This is a genomic window from Fundidesulfovibrio sp., assembly GCF_058402725.1.
The window spans coordinates 1-16,872 of the sequence record NZ_JBZVFJ010000087.1; the positions used below are offsets into that span (position 1 = coordinate 1).

Here is a 16,872-nt window from a genome sequence, read left to right on the forward strand (position 1 = left end):
GACCCCCTCGTCCACGGACCAGGCCCCGCCCGGGACCGGCGCGGCGTTCACGCCCAACGTGTTCGTGGACGTCTCCGGGCACCTGGAGCTCAAGATCGAGGCCCTTCGCTGCTATCCCGGCGAAATGCGCCCCTTCCCCCATCCCCGCTCCGAGCAGGGCCTGCGGTCCCTGGCCGCGGCACGAGGGATGCAGGCCAACCTGGCCTCGGCCGAGGCCTTCATGCTCCATAGGGAAATCATCCGCTGACGACGGCGCGAACAAAGGATCTCTATGTCTCGACCCAAACTGCTCCTGCTCGGCATCGACGGGCTCTGCCCCCGGGTGATCGATCATTGCGGGGGGAGGGCGGCGCTGCCGACCCTGGCCCGGCTGACTGAAGACGGACTGTCCGCCCCGCTGCGCTCGACCCTGCTGCCGACTTCGGGCACGGCCTGGACCAGCATTTCCACCGGAGTGAACCCGGGCAAGCACGGGGTCACGGGCTTCTCACGTTGGGAACGGGAGAAGGGCGTCCACCGCATGTCCGGCTTGTTCACCAGCCGGGACGTGCCCGTGGAGTATTTCTGGGAGACGCTGGCCCGCTCGGCGGGCATTCGTTCGCTGGTCATGCGGGTTCCCTGCACGTTTCCCGCCAGGCCCTTCGACGGAGCCATGGTCGTGGAGGAGGATTTTTCCATCGCCACAGCCTGGCCGGTAAGTCTGCAACCGATCCTGGATGCCCCCGAACACAAGGTCAAGGAGCACTGGCTGGGGGCAGGATGGGAGGATCATGCGGGCGACGTGATCGCCAAGACGGCCCGCCTGGCCAGGACTCTGTACCGGGAGGTCAGGCCCGATGTCTGTTTCGTGGTATTCTATGTGCTTGATTTCGTGAATCATCGCCTGGGCTATTTCTCCGAGCGCTTCCGGGAGGCGGCCCGCCTTACGGATGAGGCCGTGGCCTCGCTCTTCGGCGAGGACGAGTTCACGGACGTGGCCGTGGTCTCGGACCACGGAATGCGGGTTTTCGACCGCCAGTTCCTGCTGGAGGCGTGGCTCCTGCGCCAGGGGTACATGGCCTGGGACGAGGCCCGGAACTGCCCGGAGTGGAGCGCCACCAGGCTCTACTGCACGCCCTCGGACATCCCGGGCAATTACGGCAAGCTGTTCGTGAACAGGAATCTCGTCCCGGAGGGCGGCAGGGCCGCCCTGCTGGCCGATGTGAAGCGCAAGATCCTGGAACCCGGTGCGGACGGCTTCCCTCCCGCCGTGGAGGTGTGGAGCCGGGACGAGGTGTACAGGGGGCCTCTCGTCGACAACATGCCGGACCTCGGCTTCCGGGGGCATCCCCGGGCCCGCGTGGTCAGCATGTGGAACAACGAGGCGGCCCTGAGCCCCGATGTCGTGACGACCAGGGCCTTCCTCAACCCGGGATGCCATGCCAGGGAGGGAGTCTTCGCCTGGCACGGCCCGGGGCTCGCCCGGAGACGCCTGGAGCAGGGGCTCGACCTGGTCGACGTGGGGGCGTTCGTGCTTTCCCGCTTTGGCGTGCCGCTCCCGGCGGATTACGACGGCCGGGTGCCGGAGTCCCTGGGACAGATCACGGACCTGTTCCCTTCCCCCGGCGTCCAGCCGGCGGTCGTGCCCGGCGCGCAGGGCCAGGGCGACATCCGCGAGAGGAACCGCGTGATTGAATCCCTGCAATCCTTGGGGTATATGTAGTCATGCGCTTTCTCATCACATCGGACAGCGACGCGTGCTCGCAGATGCACGCGCCCGTGGCCAGGGAACTCCTGGACCGCGGGCACGAAGTGGAAGTCGGCTGCGTCTCGACGCTCAGTTCCTTCAGCGTCGAGTTTACCCGGCGCGGCATCCCCGTGGCGCCCATGCGCGACCTGTTGTCCCGGAGTAGCCTGGACTACGACATGGCCCTGTGCCACCGGGAACCGCTGAGCCTGCTTCGGCACAACAAGGTGCGCACCGCCCACATCCTGACCATGATCAGCGATGAACATCGCCATCCCGCGGCCATGTACGCGCCGTTGGACCTCATGCTGGTGGGCGGCGTCACCCACGAGCGCAACCTGCGCCGGGCAGGCTACTCGGGCACCATCGTGCGCACCGGCATGCCCAAGTACGATGCCCTGCACGGCATGGAGATCCGGCGCGACCCGCTCATCCTCGTCCCGGACTCCCCGAGCGTCCCCATGGGGGCCGAGCGCAGGCTCTATTTCGAGACGCTCGTCGAGGTGGCCCGCCGCCTCCCGGACCACGAGGTGCTCATCAAACCCCGCCTCCTGTGGCACGAACGCTGGCGCGACCAGGCCTTCCTGCACGGCGTCGACGAGGACGTCCACCTGGTGGCCCGTCAGGTCGAGCACGACCAGGGAGGGTTGCCGCCCAACCTGGCCATTCTGGATCGCTATGTGCCCAACGAGGAACTCATCGCCCGGGCCGGGCTGGTCCTCGGCGTCCAGACGGGCGCGGTACTGCCCCAGATGGCCCTGGGCAAGCCGGCCCTCGTCATCCAGGATCTGCTCCACCCCGAGTGCTGCCAGTACGAGAGCGAGTTCAGATCCTTGCGGACCTACCTTCTGCGCAGCGGCTGCGTCATCTGGCTGCGCGAGCTTTTCGACCACCTGCCCCAGGGCATCGTGCCGGACAAGGCCTTCGTCGAGGAGGAGATCGGCTTCCTGGACGGCCAGGCGGCCAGGCGCGTCGCGCTCGCCATGGAGCAGACCGCGGAGGCCCTGGGCCGATCGGTCTGGTGGGTGCCCGCAGTGCCCGACGGGACCGACTACGGCCGTGCGGTGCGGGAGTATTCCGAGAGGGTGGAGGGCATGAGTCCGGAAACCCGGCTGGAGGAAGTGCGCGCCGCCATGAAGCGTCAGGCCTTCCAGGCCCTTCGCACCGCGGCCGTGGTGTTCGGCGAGTATGCCGAAGAGCTTGAATTCGAGCGCACCCTGCCCGGATATGAGCAGGCCGTCGAGGAGATGCTCTCGCTCCCCCTGGAAGAGGAGGAACTGAACGCCATGGCCCGGAAGGTCATGGGCTTGTGCAGCGACCTCGTGGACCAGGCCATGGTCTATCGCCAGGGTCGCCGCTATATGCAGAACCGCTGTCGCCAGATGGCGCTGAACTGTTTCCAGCGCATCGGTCTGTCCCTGGTCGAAACGCCGCTCAGGGGCCCCCAGGCGGCTCAACTGGCCCGGACCCTGCGGCAGGCGTTGGGGGATGGCTACCTGGAGGAGGTCGTCCGCGTCGAGGAATGCGAAAGGCCCGCCGTTGGCGGCGCCGCACGAGGAACATGGAGAAACGGATGAGCAGAATCCACGCCACGATCATCGCACGCGGAGGTGGCTCCACCTTCCACCGCAAGAACACGTACCGCCTCCTGGGCAAGCCGATCATCGCCTACGCCATCGAGACATGCCTTGAGGCGGGCTTCATCGACGAAGTCTTCGTCTGGAGCGAGGACGCCGAAATCGCGGAGATCGCCCGTTCCCTCGGGGTCCACGCCTTGAACCGGCCACGCAGCATGGTTCATTACCACAGCGGCTTCTCGGACCAGAAGGAATGGGCGGACCACCGTTCCCGTCAGATCGTCGCCCTGGCCGACGGCCCGGGCGACGTGAACGTCTCCTTCAACTGCAACAACTTCCTGCTCCGGCCCGAAACCCTGCGGGCCATGTACGAGCAGGGGAAGGAAGACGAGAGCGTGGGGGGGGTCGTGGTGGTCGCCCCGGTTGCGCCGGGCCTCTGCCTCAAGGCCGACGACGGGTCCCTGTTTCCGTTCTGGAACGACGCGGGCGTGCTCATGCGGGATCATCCGCCGCTGTACAGGCGTCTCGGCCTGACCGTGACCTTCCGCATGCGCTTCCACCGGGGGTGCATGCGCATGGCGCCGTTCGCGGTTACGCCCGAGGAGGGGTTCGATCTGCAGAACGAGGAGGACATCCCCCTGGCCGAGTTCCACGTGCGCAAACGTCTTGGCCTGCTGCCCGGAGCGGCGAAAGGAGAATAGCATGCGCATCACCGGGACCTTTATCGTTCTGGAGCAGGACCTTGCCGAAGGGGTGTCCTGGAAAGCGCCCCTGGGCGGGCGAAGCCTGCTCGAACAGGGGCTCGAGGTGGCCCAGCGCATCCCGCTCATCGACGAACTGGTGATCCTGACCGACGTGGACGAACTGCTCGCCCGCGACGCGGTGGCGGGGCAGCCCGTGGGCGAGATATGGCCCTGGAGCGTCAGGGACCGCCTGGATTTTCTGACCTGTGACTGGAGCCTCATCTACCAGCAGAACATCGCGCTGGAAAAGGCGGGCCTGTTCAGCGACGTGCACTTCTTCCTCGATTGGCGGATGCCGCTGCTCTCTCACCTGAGCTGGGAGCGGATGTACCATGCCCTGCTGGAGGACCGTCTCGCCGCGCGCGTCGTGCCGGTCTATCCCGAGGACCCCAACCTGTACATGTCGCTCGACGCGTCGCTGGGCAGGCTCTTCAGCGTGTGGAGCCATCCGGGCAGGGACCGCCAGAAAGTCCCCCAGCTCTTCAGGCCGTTCGGCGCATGCGTGGCCCACCTGAGACGCCTCCGCCAGCCCGAACCGCTCACCAGGGGGTTCCTGGCGCCGCAGGTGGAGTGCGTGCAGGTCCGTCGGCCCCAGGACCTCGAGCTCGCGAGCTACCTCTTGAGCCGTGTCGAGGAAGCCGCCCGATGAGGCGCAAAGCCCTGGTGATCGGCCTGGACGGCGTGCCCTGCTCCATGCTGGAGCAGCTCGTCCAGGCCGGAGCCATGCCGAGAACCGCCGGGCTCGCGGCCTCCGGGCTGCTGGGTTCCATGAGCGTCCCGCTGCCGCCCCTGTCCAGCGTCTCCTGGTCCAGCTTCATGACCGCGGCCGGTCCCGGGGAGCACGGCATCTTCGGTTTCACGGACCTGAGTCCCGGCCACGACCTGCTCCTGCCGTCGTTCCTGGACCTGAAAACCCCGACGATTTTCGACCGCCTTGGGGCCTCGGGGCGGCGAAGCGTCGTGCTCAACATGCCCTCGGCCTATCCCGCCAGGCAGGTGCCGGGAATCCTCGTCTCCGGGTTCGTGGCCCCGGACCTCTCCAAGGCAGTCTATCCCGCGAGCCTGTTGCCCCGTCTGGAAGGCATGGGCTACCGCACGGACATCAACCTGCCGGCCTGCCGACAGGACCACGATCTCCTCTTCAGGGAGCTGGACCAGTCCCTGGATGTGCTCGAACGGGCAGCCGGGATGCTCTGGGACGAGCAGGAGTGGGACCTCTTCGCGCTGGTGGTGACGGGCACGGACAGGCTGCTGCATTTCTGCTGGGATGCCTGGGCCGACCCGGAGCACCCCAGAAGGAGCGCCCTCCTCGGCTACTTCCACAAGGTGGACGGGTTCGTGGGCAGGCTGGCGGACCGCTTCGCCCTGGAACCCGGGCTGGAAAAGGCGCTCGTGCTCCTTTCCGACCACGGGTTTTGCGAGCTGCGCCTCGAGGCGTACCTCAACCGTGCCCTCTTCGAGGCAGGCCTGCTGGGCTACCGCACCCGGGAACCCCGGCTGCCCTCGGACATCGACCCCTCGGCCACCCGGGCCTTCGTCCTGGACCCGGGCAGGGTGCACGTGAACGTCCAGGGGCGTTACGTCGGCGGCATCGTTCCCGAACAGGAGCGACAGGCCGTGCTCGAACGGGCGCTGGAGACGCTTGTCGCGTTGCGCTACGAAGGAAGGCCGGTGGTGGAGAGGGTCGTTTCGGGCGACGAGGCCTTCGCCGGGCCACTGCGGCGCCTGGGGCCCGACGCGGTGCTCGTCCCGGCCCGGGGCGTCGAGTTCAAGGGCTCCCCGGCCTCCCGGACGGTTTTCGCCCCCAGTCAGCTGAAAGGAACCCATACCCATGTCGACGCCTTCAGGCTGTTGCATGGAGCCGCCGCGCTGTGGCCCGCGCCCGGGGACATCGTGCGGCTCTCCGGCATACTCCTGGACTGGCTCGCGGGAGAAGAGCGCCAATGAACTCAGAACTGGAAAGTATGCTCGAACGGTCCGGCGCAGGGGCGCTGCTCGCACTGCCCCTGGCGGACAAGGTGCGCCTCGCCAAGGACTTCATCCGGCAGGCGATCCTGAACGCCCCAGGCCCCCAGGCCCTGAGCTGGACCGGCGGCAAGGACAGCACCCTGCTCCTGTGGCTGGCACGCGAAGTCTGCCTCGACCAGGGCATCGCCCTGCCGGGCGTGGTGACCATCGACGAACTGGACACCTTCCCCGAGATCGAAGACTTTCTGGAGCGGATGCGCCAAGCTTGGTCCCTGGATCTGGTCGTCATCAAGAATGAAGAGCTGGCCCGCCTCAAGCCCTCCCTCGGCGAGGCCGTTCCCCTGGAAGTCCTCGGACCGGAGAACCGCGCCGCCCTCGAAGAGGTGGGCCATTCCGGGAGCTTCCTCTTCGAGCCTGAGTCCGTGGCCGGCAACCACCTGACCAAGACGGTGCCCTTGCGCGGTTTCATCCGCCAGTATAACTTGACCGGGCTGTTCGTCGCGTTGCGCTGGGACGAGCACGAGGTGCGCTCGGATGAGGCGCCGATCAGCCCCCGGCACGCCCCTGACCATCTGCGGCTGCACCCGCTGCTGCATTTCCGGGAGCGGGACGTCTGGAACGCGATCCAGGAGGGCGGGGTGCCCTTCTGCGAACTGTATCATCAGGGCTACCGCTCCCTGGGGGCGCGTTCCACCACGAAGCCGGTCCTGCCCGGCGTCCCGGCCTGGGAGCAGGATCTGGAGAACACCAGCGAGCGGCTCGGGCGGGGCAGGGACAAGGAGCTGGCCATGGAGCAGCTCAGAAGCCTGGGCTACATGTGAGCGAGGTGAAGCCATGAACGTGAAGGATCTGGTCCTGCGCAACCGCAGTTGCCGCCGTTTCAACCAGCACGAGCCCGTGTCCATGGAGGTCCTGGAGGGGCTGGTCGATGTCGCCAGGCTCTGCGCCTCGGGGGCCAACAGGCAGCCCTTGAAATACATCCTCTGCAACGAGCCCTCGCGGAACGCGCTCATCTTCAGCCGCCTGGGCTGGGCCGGGTACATGCCGGACTGGCCGGGCCCCGGGGAAGGAGAACGGCCAGCCGCCTACATCATCGTACTCCAGGACTCGGCCATCGACGAGGAGGCGGAGTGCGATCACGGCATCGCCTGCCAGAGCATGCTCCTCGCGGCCGTGGAGCAAGGCCTCGCCGGATGCATGATCGGCTCCGTGGCGCGGGAGAAGCTCTCCCATGACCTCGCCATCCCCGAGAGCCTCAAGGTGCTGCTCGTCCTGGCCCTGGGACGGCCCGGCGAGGTCCGGATCATCGAACCCGTCGGAGAAGAGGGGGACATCCGCTACTGGCGGGATGGGGAGGGCGTTCACCATGTGCCGAAGCGCTCCCTGTCCGAGATCGTCTTCGCCCGCCACGAAGCCTGAGTTCACCACCGAGGAGCCCCATCCATGTTTGTTCCTTTCGAGCACGCCGCGCGTCGCCGCTATGCCGCCCTGCTGGAAGAAGTCTTCGACTCCGGCTTCCTGTCGGAGGGCGTCATGGTCAAACGCCTGGAGCAGGGCTTTTCGGAGCTCACGGGAGGGCTGGAGTGCCTGGCCACGGCCAACTGCGGGCTCGGGCTCATGGCCGTGCTCGAATACGCGGGAGTTGCCGGAGGCGAGGTCGTGGTGCCGACCAACACCTTCATGGCCACGCCACTGGCCGCTCGCAAGGCCGGCGCCGAGGTTGTCTACGCGGACGTGAACCGCGAGGACCTCTGCCTTTCGCTCAAAGACCTCAAGCGGCGCATCACGAAGCGCACCAGGGCCGTGGTGGTGGTGCACATCGGAGGGCACATCGCCTTCGAGATCGAGGAGATCGCCGCCTTTCTCGGAGAACGGGGGATTCCCCTCATCGAGGACTGCGCCCATGCGCACGGCGCGTCCTGGAGGGGACGCCATGCCGGCGGCTTCGGCCTGGGCGGGGTCTATTCCTTCTACGCCACCAAGACCATGCCCTTGGGCGAAGGGGGCATGGTCGCGACCCGGGACCCGGGGCTGGCGCGCTGGGTGCGCGACTGGCGCAACTACGGCAAGTTCGAGTACCGGGTGCCCGGAATGAACGCGCGGATGAACGAGGTCACGGCGGCGCTGGGCATCGTGCAGCTGGAGAGACTGCCCATGATCCTTGAGTGGAAGCGCGGGCTGGCGGCCAAATACGACCAGATCTTCGCGGAACGCGTCCGGTTCCCCGAGGGAATGGTTTCGGGGTTCTACAAGTACATCGTGCTGGGCGAACCCGGAAAGCTCGCCGGACTGACCGAGAGGACGGGGGGCGTCTTCGAGGCGCTGTGCCACGAACTCGACGGGACAGGCGGGCGTTTCCCCGAGGCGGAGTGGGTCGCCAGGCATCACGTCTGCCCTCCCATCTTTTTCGGATGGGACGGGGCGGACCTTGCCCCGGAGGCACTGGCCGTCCGTCTCGGCTGGGGCGCGTGAACAGCCGCCGTCCGAGGCGGCGGGGCCGCTGCGCGCGTCGCAAGGCGCCGGGGCAGTGCATGTCCCGGAGCCGCGTTCCCCGCACCGTACAGGAGAAGAAGCCGTGCGCATCCTGCTGATCGCCCCCCGGTTCGTCGAGCGGCCCGGCGATTTCTACGAGTTCCCGCTGGGTCTTTGCTACATCGCCTCCTGCCTCAAGCAGGCCGGTCACGAGGTGAGCGGACTGAACCTGAACCACGCCGCCGGGCCGGTGGACGAGGCTGTCTCGTCGGCCGTCCGCGGGAAAGGCTACGACGTGGTGGGCACGGGCGGCCTTTCACCCCATTTCCGCACGGTCCGCGCCATTCTCGCGGCCGTCAGGAAGACCGATCCGTCGGTCTTCACCATGGCCGGGGGAGGTCTGGTCAGCAGCGAGCCGAAGCTCGTCTGCTCGGCCATGGACATGGACGCGGGGGTGATCGGCGAGGGCGAGGCCACTGTGGTGGAGTTGGTGCGCGCCCTCGACGAGGGAAGAAGCCTGGACGAAGTGCCGGGGATCGTGCACCGGCAGGACGGCGAACCCCGGGTCACCGCCGAACGCGCTCTGCTGGAGAACCTGGATGCGGTCCCTCCGCCGGATTACGAGCTCTTCGACGTGCGGCGCTACCTCGACGCCCAGCGCCCCAACGACAACTACTACACGGCCCTGTTCGACCAGCCCCGGGTTCTCCCGGTGATCTCGTCCCGCTCCTGCCCGTACAACTGCACCTTCTGCTACCATCCTCTGGGGAGGAAGTACCGCACCCGGGCCATGGGGTCCGTCCTGGAGGAGATCCGCCGACATGTCCGTGCATACCGGCTCAACGCCGTCAGCATCCTCGACGAGCTCTTCAGCCTGGACAGGGACCGGGTTGAGGAGTTCTGCGCGGGGATGGAGGAACTGGGCGTCCGATGGATCGCCCAGATGCGCGTGGACCGCGTGGACCGGGAGATCCTCAGGCGCATGCGCCGTTCCGGGCTGTACTACATCAGCTACGGCATCGAGTCCGCATCTCCCGCCGTCCTGGAGAGCATGCGCAAGCACACCCGGGTGGAGCAGATCGAGGCGGCGCTGGCTCTCACTTCCCAGGAACGAATCGGGATCCAGGGCAACCTGCTCTTCGGCGATCCGGTCGAGACGCGGCAGACGGCCGCGGAATCCCTGGAATGGGCCAGGCGCAATGCCCGGTACGGGGTGAACATGAATTTCATCATTCCTTATCCGGGTTCCGTCCTCCACGAGCGCGCAGTGGCCAGCGGCGCCATACCGGACAGGCTGGGGTTCCTGGAAGCGGACTGTCCGCAGGTGGACCTGACCAGCCTTGATGCAAAGGAGACGCTCTGGCTGCGCGACGAGATGATGCGCACCCAGGCCGAGACGAGGACATGGGCCCTGCATCCCTTGGCCGAACCCATGCCGGACACGGACGGCCTGGCCGTATTCCGGGCGGGGTGTCCGCATTGCGGCCACGAAAACACCTACCGCAACTTCCGGGTCGGGGCCATCGCGGTGGCCAAGGTGGCCTGCCGCGCGTGCATGCAGCGCTTCGACTATCGCACATCCCTCTTTCCGGAGAACGCGGGAAAACTCGGTCCCATGCGCGCCCGGGCCCAGACGCTCGCAGGGAGAAGACGCCGCGTGTCCATCGCGCCGAGCATGGCCGATGCCACTTTCGCGGACTACCTCGCGGAGCTCGGTCTCGAGCCGGGGGACCTAGACATCCATGCGGTGTTCGACAACAGGCCCGAGCTCCATGGAGTGCTCCAGCTGGGCGTGGCGCCCATCCTGCCCAGAACCACCGAGACCATCGCACAGGCCGAGGGCACCGTCTTCCTGATCCTGCCGTGCCCTCATCACGAACGCATCGTGGAGGATCTGAAGAAGAACTTCCTCGTTCCCGACGAACGCATCATTCACCTGCATCAGAAACCGCGCGGGGCGCAGGGGAGCTGAAGCATGGATTTCCCCCTGGAAAGGCTTCGCGAGGCCGATCCCTTCCTGCACGGCCTCCTGGAATGTCCCGGAGGCTTCGAATCCCAGGTGATCGCCGGCCAGTACGGCGAGTCACGCAGGAACCGGGCCATCCTCGACGGCATCAGCATGTTCCACGAGGAGAAGGGGCGAGGGGCCGCCGTGGCCGGAAGCCTGCCCGCCCTGGAGCGGTTGCTGCGTTCCGGCCTCCTGGAAGGCTACCCGGAGACAACCCTCCTTTGCCCCGACATCGACGAACCGGTCCGGGCGGAAGGCTTCGCCTGGACCTCGGTCGTCGTGCAGCCTCTGTCTGCCCGGCCAGCCGTCCGGGGCATCGTCCGCCTCGATCCCTGCGCGATGCCCCCCGGTGAGGAACGCGTTCTGGGCGTGCCTGCCGATCCCCTCTCCCGCCCGGAGGAGTCGGAGGCCCTGGCTCGGCTGAAGAAGCGCCGCATCGAGGACATCGCGCGGCGCATCGGGAAGGTCTTCCTGCCCGGGCGGACCGTGCTGTTCATGGGCAAGATCGAGTACTTCCAGCAGGGGCGCATCAGCCACGTGTTGCGGCGCAGGGGCCTGCGCACGGTCTTCATGGCCCTGTCCGGCAACGTCGCCAAGGGCAAGGAGGGCAGCTTCGACCTCGTCCTGGACGCAATGGGCAACTACGACATCTTCTTCGAGACGCCCAACCTGTTCGACTTCAACGTCGTCCACATACAGGCCTGGATGAACGAGCACCATGTCGCGGCGGCCGCAGCCTTGCTTTCCAGCCGCCCCGTGGTGGCCCAGTTCAACGACCTGCCCATGTTCTTCCTCCCCCCCGGGGACTACGACGTGGTCTTCGGCGACGGGGCGTACCAGCGGGAAATGACCTCCCTGGGACGGCTGCTGACCCATGCCTCGGGACTGCTCCTGAACACCGAGGAAAGAGCGGCCCGGGAGGCCTTCCTGCGGCTGGTCCCGGACCTCCCGCCCATGATCCGCTTCCATTGCTATCCCCTGGAGGAGTACTTCTCCGACGAACCCTGCCGCGACCCCATGAGCATCGTCTGCCCGGCGACGGTCATCCCTTCCTGCTTCCCCATGTTCGCCTTCGGGGATGGCTACCTTCTGGACATAGCGCGCCGCCACTTCATCCCCCAGGGTTTGAGCCTGCACGTCTACTGCAATCCGCTGAACCAGAGCCGGAGCAGCCCGTTCCTGTGGGACCACCTGACCTATGACAAGACCGAGCCGCTCTTCCACCTGCACGAGGGGTTGCCTCCCGAACGCCTGACGCAGGAAATCGCCACCTACGGATACGGAAGCATCTGCTATCTGTTCGACGGCGTGCGCGTCCTGGCGGAGCACATGGCCACCATCATCCCCTCCAAGGTGTTCACCTACGCCGAGGCGGGCCTGCCCGTGCTCCTGAGCACGCAGTACAAAACGCTGGGCGACTGGCTGGAGGGGTATGGGGCATGCGTGCGCGTCTCCGGCGACGATCTCGAGAGAGGGCTGCGGGACATCCTGGCCGGGCAGGATTACGAGGCGTTGCGCAGAGGCATGCGCCGGTTTCGCGAGGAAAACTCCATGGAACGGCGAATCGACGATCTCCTGCGCCTCTACGATCAGGCCGTCGGGCGCAACGGCCGGAACCGATCCGGCGGAGCGTAGTGCATGCTCACGGTCGTCGGAAACTGCCAAATGCAGAGTCTGCACAGGGAGTTGGGATCCCTTGGAAGTGCGGGGAAGTTCTTCTTCATAAGCTCGACGCATCTCTCTTGTCTTGGTATCGATGAGGTCAAGAGCGACCTGTGGCGCTTTGTGAAGAGAGAGGATCTCGTCGTCTTGATGCGGAACAGGAATATTCTGATCGTTCCGTCGTTGCACGATATCGTCTCCAGTGCGCCCGATGTCTTGGTGTGCAACCTCTTTCACGAATCCCCGCTGTACCGGCATCCGACGCTTGACTACGGCGTCACCGCAGACCTCAACTCCCTGTTCGACTACAAGGAGCTCTACGACTATCTTCACGAGACATTCGAGCCAGCAGACCTGCCCCCGGAAACGTACCTGGAACGCCACCTCGACTTTCTGCGCACCCTGCGTCGCGCTCTGCCTGGATGCAGGATTCTCCTGACCACCCGCATCCCGCACCACCCCTGGTTGACGCCCCGGCCCTGTTCCTGCCTGGCCGCCTGGGAGACCCTCACCCCCGGGATCGGCGACTACATCAGGCGGGCCACGACCGAATGCCGGGTCGAGTGCGTCGACTCCGGTGCGGTGTTCGAGAGGCTGCTCGCGGAGGGCATGGACCTGGACGCGCTCGCGCCGGTGATGCTCAAGGGCGACACGGTTCTGCCCGGGCAGAGCCCCCTTCTGCTTCGCGATGTGGAGCATCTCCGGCCTGTGTTTTTCCGGACGCTCGCCGCGGAGATCGACGCCAGGACCCGGAACGCGACGCACGCCCCGCCGGAGGAGGTCCCGGTGGAGGATGCACGGCCGGCAGACGCCAGAGCGGCATTCTTCGGGGCCCTGGCGGAAGGCGGTCTGCCGTGCCGCCTCCTGCGCGGCTGGGAGCGCTTCGAGGACGCGGAGTCGCTCGTCCTCTCCTACCTGGCCGGGGTCCTGTGCGACCCGGGCGGAGAATACGGGCGCGGCGTCGCGTCCAGGATCCTGATGCTTCACGCGCGCGGGGTTTTCCACAAGGTCGAGTCCGTGGACGTTCTGCTCAGCTGGATGCGGCGCATCGCGGAGAATTTGCGGATCGCCGACAGGCTGGAAGAGTCGGGCGCCCTGCTGCGCCTTGCATGGGAGTGCGACAACAAGAACATGGGCGTTGTCCAGGCGCTCCTGGTCCACTGCCGGAAGACGAAGGACCGCGACCTGTTCTCCAGGATTTCCCGCTCGCCGGCCCTGGATTCCCTCCCCGGCGGCCTTCGGAACGTCCTGTATCAGGAATTGGCCGTGACCAGCCACGAGTTCGGACTGCGCGAGGGGGCCTTCGGGTTCATGGAGCGCATCGAGCTCCCCGCGCGCCACAAGGCCGCGCTGCTGCATGGCGCGCAGGCCGGACGCCTGGGGATCGGCGACGCCCTCGGCGAAGTCGCCGAAATCGTGGTGATCCATACGGCCCCGTGGCTCCTCTTTGAATACTTCATGCAACGGCTTCAGGAGGTCCGTCCGGACGCCGCGGTGAGCCTGCTCACGCCTTTCGAGGCGTCGAACTATGCCGCCTACCTCCCCAGAAGCGTCCATGCCATGCCGAAGGGGCGCTTCGTCTACGAGGTGCATGCAGGCGGCATCGACCCCGGCCTGCTCGAAAAGAGGTTCGATGCGGTGGTGGTTCTCGTCTCCAGCCTCCAGTACCAAGCCTATTCCGACGTATTCAAGCTGGCCGGGAACCTGAAGGCCCGAAGGCATTGCCTGTATCCCATGCACAACGCGTGGATCAGGGAGTTGGCGGACTCGCTCCTGCCCATGCCCTGAACCCCGGACGAACGATCGGTCCATGCAGCACCTCGCGGCCTCCACCCGAACCTTGAACCAGGGCCCACCCCAGTGGGAGACCCTGCTCCTGCACGACGACGGACTGTCGTCGCGGCTGAAAGTCTGGCGCTTCATGGCGCAGCTCGGCCCCGGGGAGGCGAGGAAAACCCTTCCCGTGCCCCTGCCTGCGATTGCCGACGCCCAGGCGCGCGCCGCGGGCGGCGCCCTTCTCCTGGACTGCACGTCCCACGGGCGCCAGCAGTCGCCTGAAGGCCTTGGCATCCCGCGTGTCTCCGAGGACCGTCTGCCGGAACTCCCCCTGCCGGGACAGCGTCCGGCGGGGTGCGCCGGTGTCCGAAGCGGTGTTCTGGAAATGCTCGCCGCCTCGCTGCCTCCCCTGCTGGCTTCCGCCGTGCTGGCCATGGCCGGGCCAGAGGGCTTCGAACCCGACGGGGGAGAGGATGCGGCCGCCCTTTGCCTCGCCCTGAACCATCCCTGCGTCTGCCGACCGGACTCCCTGCTGCGATTCCATGCCGCCCGGGCTCCGCGGGTGCTCCTCTCCGCCGCGGCCCTGTCCAGCACGAAAGCCCCTCGACCTTGGAACGCCGCGCCCCTGGTCGAGGCTCCTCCCGTTCCCGGAGACATCGTCCTCTTCACGGGACGCGACCAGGGGGACGCCGCCCTGCGGGGAATCCTCTACAACCACCCCGGGGCGGTGTTCCTGGATGCACCTTGCCACTGGCCTTCCTGGGGGCTGGACGAGGCCTGCGAGGAGCTCTTCGCCTGGCCGGGCCCCGTGCACTTCATCGGACTCGGCGTGTTCTTCCTGCGCATGCTTGCAAGCCCCGCCTTCGCGCCGGACCGGCCCGGACTGTACCTGGACAACTCCCCCCGCAAGACGGGAGCCTTGCTCGGGGGCAGGAGAGTCGTCCGGCCGGGCCATTTCTGGCCCGGAGACGCCCCGGCCGGGGGGGCGCTCATGGTTGCCGCGCCGCACAGCGACGAACTGCTCGCGACAGCCCTGTCCCTTGCTCCTCCGGATCTGCCGGTGGCCGTGCTCCGCCAGGAGGCCTGGAACCGCTATGGCATTCACTGGGCGCGCGGGCCGCGCCTTGCGGCGACCCGGGGTGTGGCCCATCCAGGAGGCGTGACGCCCCCCGCCCAGGCCAACCCCTTCGGACGGCTGGGCGGGCAGCTCGTCCCGGTTCTCGTGTTCCACCCCAAGGAGTGCGCCCTCGACACCCTCGTGGAGGTCACAGCCCTGATCAAGGCCCTGGGATTCCAGGCCGTGACCTATGAAGACCTGGCATGCTTCGTTTCGGGAGGAGCGCTTCCCCCCAGGCCCATCCTGCTCGATGTCGACCACGCCGGGGCCTGCGTCGGCAGTCGCATGGCCCCTCTCTTCGAACGCTCCGGGCTCAGGGCCACCCTGTTCGTGGACACTCGCCGCGTCGAGTCCTGGACCATGCGCGGTTTTCCCTTCCAGGAGCGACCCGTCATGACCTGGGACGAAATCGCCTCTCTCGCGGGCAGGGGCTGGCATATCGGCGCCCATACCCACACCCACCCCGAACTCGCGAAGGTCGGGCCGGACCGGCTCGCGCGGGTTCTGGCCCGGGAGGCCGAAACCTCGGACGCCATTCTGGAGGACCGGCTCGGGCTCACGCCCCGGGATTTCGCCTACACCGACTCCTTCTGGGACCCCCTGGCCGATGCCGTCGTGCGCGAGAGATACCGTTTCGCCCGGATCTGGATCAACGGCGAAACCCTCGATTCCCTGGACGGCCCCCTGCCGCTGGCGCGGCTGGACGCGGAGCCGGGCTACCTCAACGCGCACACGCCCGCCCACCGGATCCCCGGCATGTCGGTCTCTCGGCTCCTTTCCGTGCCCTGGGGCCTGGAACGATTCCTGCTAAGAGCCCTTGAGCCAGACGGGAGAACCCTTGTGGCCGAGACACCCGACGAAATCGTAAAGCATGAGGAGTCCCAGCGATGAAGCTCCCCTCGAGAAGCCTTGAACGACTCGGCGGGCTCAGGGCCGTGCCCGCCTTGGTCCGTTACATCCTGCTCTTTCCCCTTGCCCTGCACGCTCGCCTGCGGTTCCGGCGCGGCTGGAGGAAAGGGCTTCCGCCGGCTGGCGGAAGCGAGCCTGCCCGGGGGGCCTGACCGATGAAGATCCTGGGAATATCCTGTCACTACCACGACTCCGCAGCCGTGGCCCTGGAGGATGGTGTCGTTCGATTCGCCATGCACGAGGAGCGGTTGAGCCGACGAAAGCACGACAGCGGTTTCCCGAGCCTCGCCCTGGCCCGGGCGCTGGAATTCTGCGGGTGGGACATCCGCGAGGTGGACCGCATCGCCTTCTACGAGCGCCCCGGCGTCAAGCTGGATCGGCTGCGCCGACAGGTGCTCCTGGACTGGCCGCGTTCCTTCGAACTCTTCCGCAAGCGCCTGCCCGCCTTCGAGGCGGACAAGTTCGACATTGCCCGCGTCGTCCGCCGCAAGCTGGGCTACAGCGGGGACATCGTCTGCCACGAGCACCACCAGTCCCATGCGGCGGCCTCCTTCTTCACCTCCCCGTTCGAGGAGGCGCTCGTCCTGACCATCGACGGCGTCGGCGAATGGGATTGCCTCGGCCTCTTCGAGGGGAGGGGCAACTCCCTGCGAAAGCTCGCCAGCGTTGGCTACCCCGACTCCCTGGGACTCTTCTATTCGGTCTTCACGCGCTACCTGGGCTTTCGGGTCAACTCCGGGGAGTTCAAGGTCATGGGAATGGCCTGCTACGGCAAACCCGTCCATCTGGAGCTTCTCCTCTCCAAGGTGCTCCGGTTGATGCCGGACGGTTCATTCCAGCTCAACCGGGCCTGCTTCAACTTCAGCAGCGATGTCTGCCATTGGACCCCGAAGTTGGAGCGCGTCCTGGGCATC

The 16,872-nt window shown here is 67.0% G+C and carries 14 protein-coding genes; all 14 read left to right on the forward strand.

The window, feature by feature from the left end:
* On the forward strand, positions 1-247 hold a 247-nt coding region (locus ACV4UX_RS12080; protein ID WP_491593532.1), incomplete at its 5' end, for a PIG-L deacetylase family protein.
* A gap of 24 nt (positions 248-271) precedes the next feature.
* Entirely contained in the window at positions 272-1,702 is a 1,431-nt protein-coding gene (locus ACV4UX_RS12085) for an alkaline phosphatase family protein (protein ID WP_491593533.1), read from the forward strand.
* A 2-nt stretch (positions 1,703-1,704) separates the two neighbouring features.
* Positions 1,705-3,303, forward strand: a complete 1,599-nt coding sequence (locus ACV4UX_RS12090; RefSeq protein WP_491593534.1) for a hypothetical protein — start codon at positions 1,705-1,707, stop codon at positions 3,301-3,303.
* The gene (locus tag ACV4UX_RS12095; RefSeq protein ID WP_491593535.1) at positions 3,300-4,004 is read left to right on the forward strand and encodes a cytidylyltransferase domain-containing protein; all 705 of its coding nucleotides are present in this window, start codon (positions 3,300-3,302) and stop codon (positions 4,002-4,004) included. The genes ACV4UX_RS12090 and ACV4UX_RS12095 overlap by 4 nt, the downstream gene beginning before the upstream one ends.
* A 1-nt stretch (position 4,005) precedes the next feature.
* On the forward strand, positions 4,006-4,695 hold the full coding sequence (locus ACV4UX_RS12100) for a hypothetical protein (RefSeq protein WP_491593536.1): 690 nt from the start codon (positions 4,006-4,008) through the stop codon (positions 4,693-4,695).
* Positions 4,692-5,993 carry an alkaline phosphatase family protein gene (locus tag ACV4UX_RS12105; RefSeq protein WP_491593537.1) on the forward strand — a complete coding sequence of 434 codons (1,302 nt, stop codon included), beginning with the start codon at positions 4,692-4,694 and terminating at the stop codon, positions 5,991-5,993. Before ACV4UX_RS12100 ends, ACV4UX_RS12105 begins: the two co-directional genes overlap by 4 nt.
* Positions 5,990-6,835 (forward strand): phosphoadenosine phosphosulfate reductase family protein, encoded by an 846-nt coding sequence (locus tag ACV4UX_RS12110; protein ID WP_491593538.1) that lies wholly within the window; start codon positions 5,990-5,992, stop codon positions 6,833-6,835. The genes ACV4UX_RS12105 and ACV4UX_RS12110 overlap by 4 nt, the downstream gene beginning before the upstream one ends.
* Positions 6,836-6,848: 13 nt before the next feature.
* Positions 6,849-7,433, forward strand: a complete 585-nt coding sequence (locus tag ACV4UX_RS12115; RefSeq protein WP_491593539.1) for a nitroreductase family protein — start codon at positions 6,849-6,851, stop codon at positions 7,431-7,433.
* Positions 7,434-7,457: 24 nt separating this feature from the next.
* On the forward strand, positions 7,458-8,486 hold the full coding sequence (locus ACV4UX_RS12120; RefSeq protein ID WP_491593540.1) for a DegT/DnrJ/EryC1/StrS family aminotransferase: 1,029 nt from the start codon (positions 7,458-7,460) through the stop codon (positions 8,484-8,486).
* Between the two features lie 103 nt (positions 8,487-8,589).
* Positions 8,590-10,458: a B12-binding domain-containing radical SAM protein gene (locus ACV4UX_RS12125; protein WP_491593541.1), complete on the forward strand. Its 1,869-nt coding sequence runs from the start codon at positions 8,590-8,592 to the stop codon at positions 10,456-10,458.
* A gap of 3 nt (positions 10,459-10,461) precedes the next feature.
* Positions 10,462-12,129: a hypothetical protein gene (locus ACV4UX_RS12130; RefSeq protein WP_491593542.1), complete on the forward strand. Its 1,668-nt coding sequence runs from the start codon at positions 10,462-10,464 to the stop codon at positions 12,127-12,129.
* A gap of 3 nt (positions 12,130-12,132) precedes the next feature.
* On the forward strand, positions 12,133-13,944 hold the full coding sequence (locus ACV4UX_RS12135) for a hypothetical protein (protein ID WP_491593543.1): 1,812 nt from the start codon (positions 12,133-12,135) through the stop codon (positions 13,942-13,944).
* A 22-nt stretch (positions 13,945-13,966) separates the two neighbouring features.
* The gene (locus ACV4UX_RS12140) at positions 13,967-15,940 is read left to right on the forward strand and encodes a polysaccharide deacetylase family protein (RefSeq protein WP_491593544.1); all 1,974 of its coding nucleotides are present in this window, start codon (positions 13,967-13,969) and stop codon (positions 15,938-15,940) included.
* A 173-nt stretch (positions 15,941-16,113) separates the two neighbouring features.
* Positions 16,114-16,872 (forward strand): carbamoyltransferase N-terminal domain-containing protein (locus ACV4UX_RS12145; protein ID WP_491593545.1); only part of this gene is annotated, 759 nt, incomplete at its 3' end.

Bases quoted from the DNA above. Each gene is read 5' to 3' on its own strand.
- ACV4UX_RS12130 (WP_491593542.1), top strand. From the start codon at position 10,462: ATGGATTTCCCCCTGGAAAGGCTTCGCGAGGCCGATCCCTTCCTGCAC.
- ACV4UX_RS12100 (WP_491593536.1), top strand. From the start codon at position 4,006: ATGCGCATCACCGGGACCTTTATCGTTCTGGAGCAGGACCTTGCCGAA.
- ACV4UX_RS12135 (WP_491593543.1), top strand. From the start codon at position 12,133: ATGCTCACGGTCGTCGGAAACTGCCAAATGCAGAGTCTGCACAGGGAG.
- ACV4UX_RS12095 (WP_491593535.1), top strand. From the start codon at position 3,300: ATGAGCAGAATCCACGCCACGATCATCGCACGCGGAGGTGGCTCCACC.
- ACV4UX_RS12115 (WP_491593539.1), top strand. From the start codon at position 6,849: ATGAACGTGAAGGATCTGGTCCTGCGCAACCGCAGTTGCCGCCGTTTC.
- ACV4UX_RS12105 (WP_491593537.1), top strand. From the start codon at position 4,692: ATGAGGCGCAAAGCCCTGGTGATCGGCCTGGACGGCGTGCCCTGCTCC.
- ACV4UX_RS12090 (WP_491593534.1), top strand. From the start codon at position 1,705: ATGCGCTTTCTCATCACATCGGACAGCGACGCGTGCTCGCAGATGCAC.
- ACV4UX_RS12110 (WP_491593538.1), top strand. From the start codon at position 5,990: ATGAACTCAGAACTGGAAAGTATGCTCGAACGGTCCGGCGCAGGGGCG.
- ACV4UX_RS12140 (WP_491593544.1), top strand. From the start codon at position 13,967: ATGCAGCACCTCGCGGCCTCCACCCGAACCTTGAACCAGGGCCCACCC.
- ACV4UX_RS12085 (WP_491593533.1), top strand. From the start codon at position 272: ATGTCTCGACCCAAACTGCTCCTGCTCGGCATCGACGGGCTCTGCCCC.
- ACV4UX_RS12120 (WP_491593540.1), top strand. From the start codon at position 7,458: ATGTTTGTTCCTTTCGAGCACGCCGCGCGTCGCCGCTATGCCGCCCTG.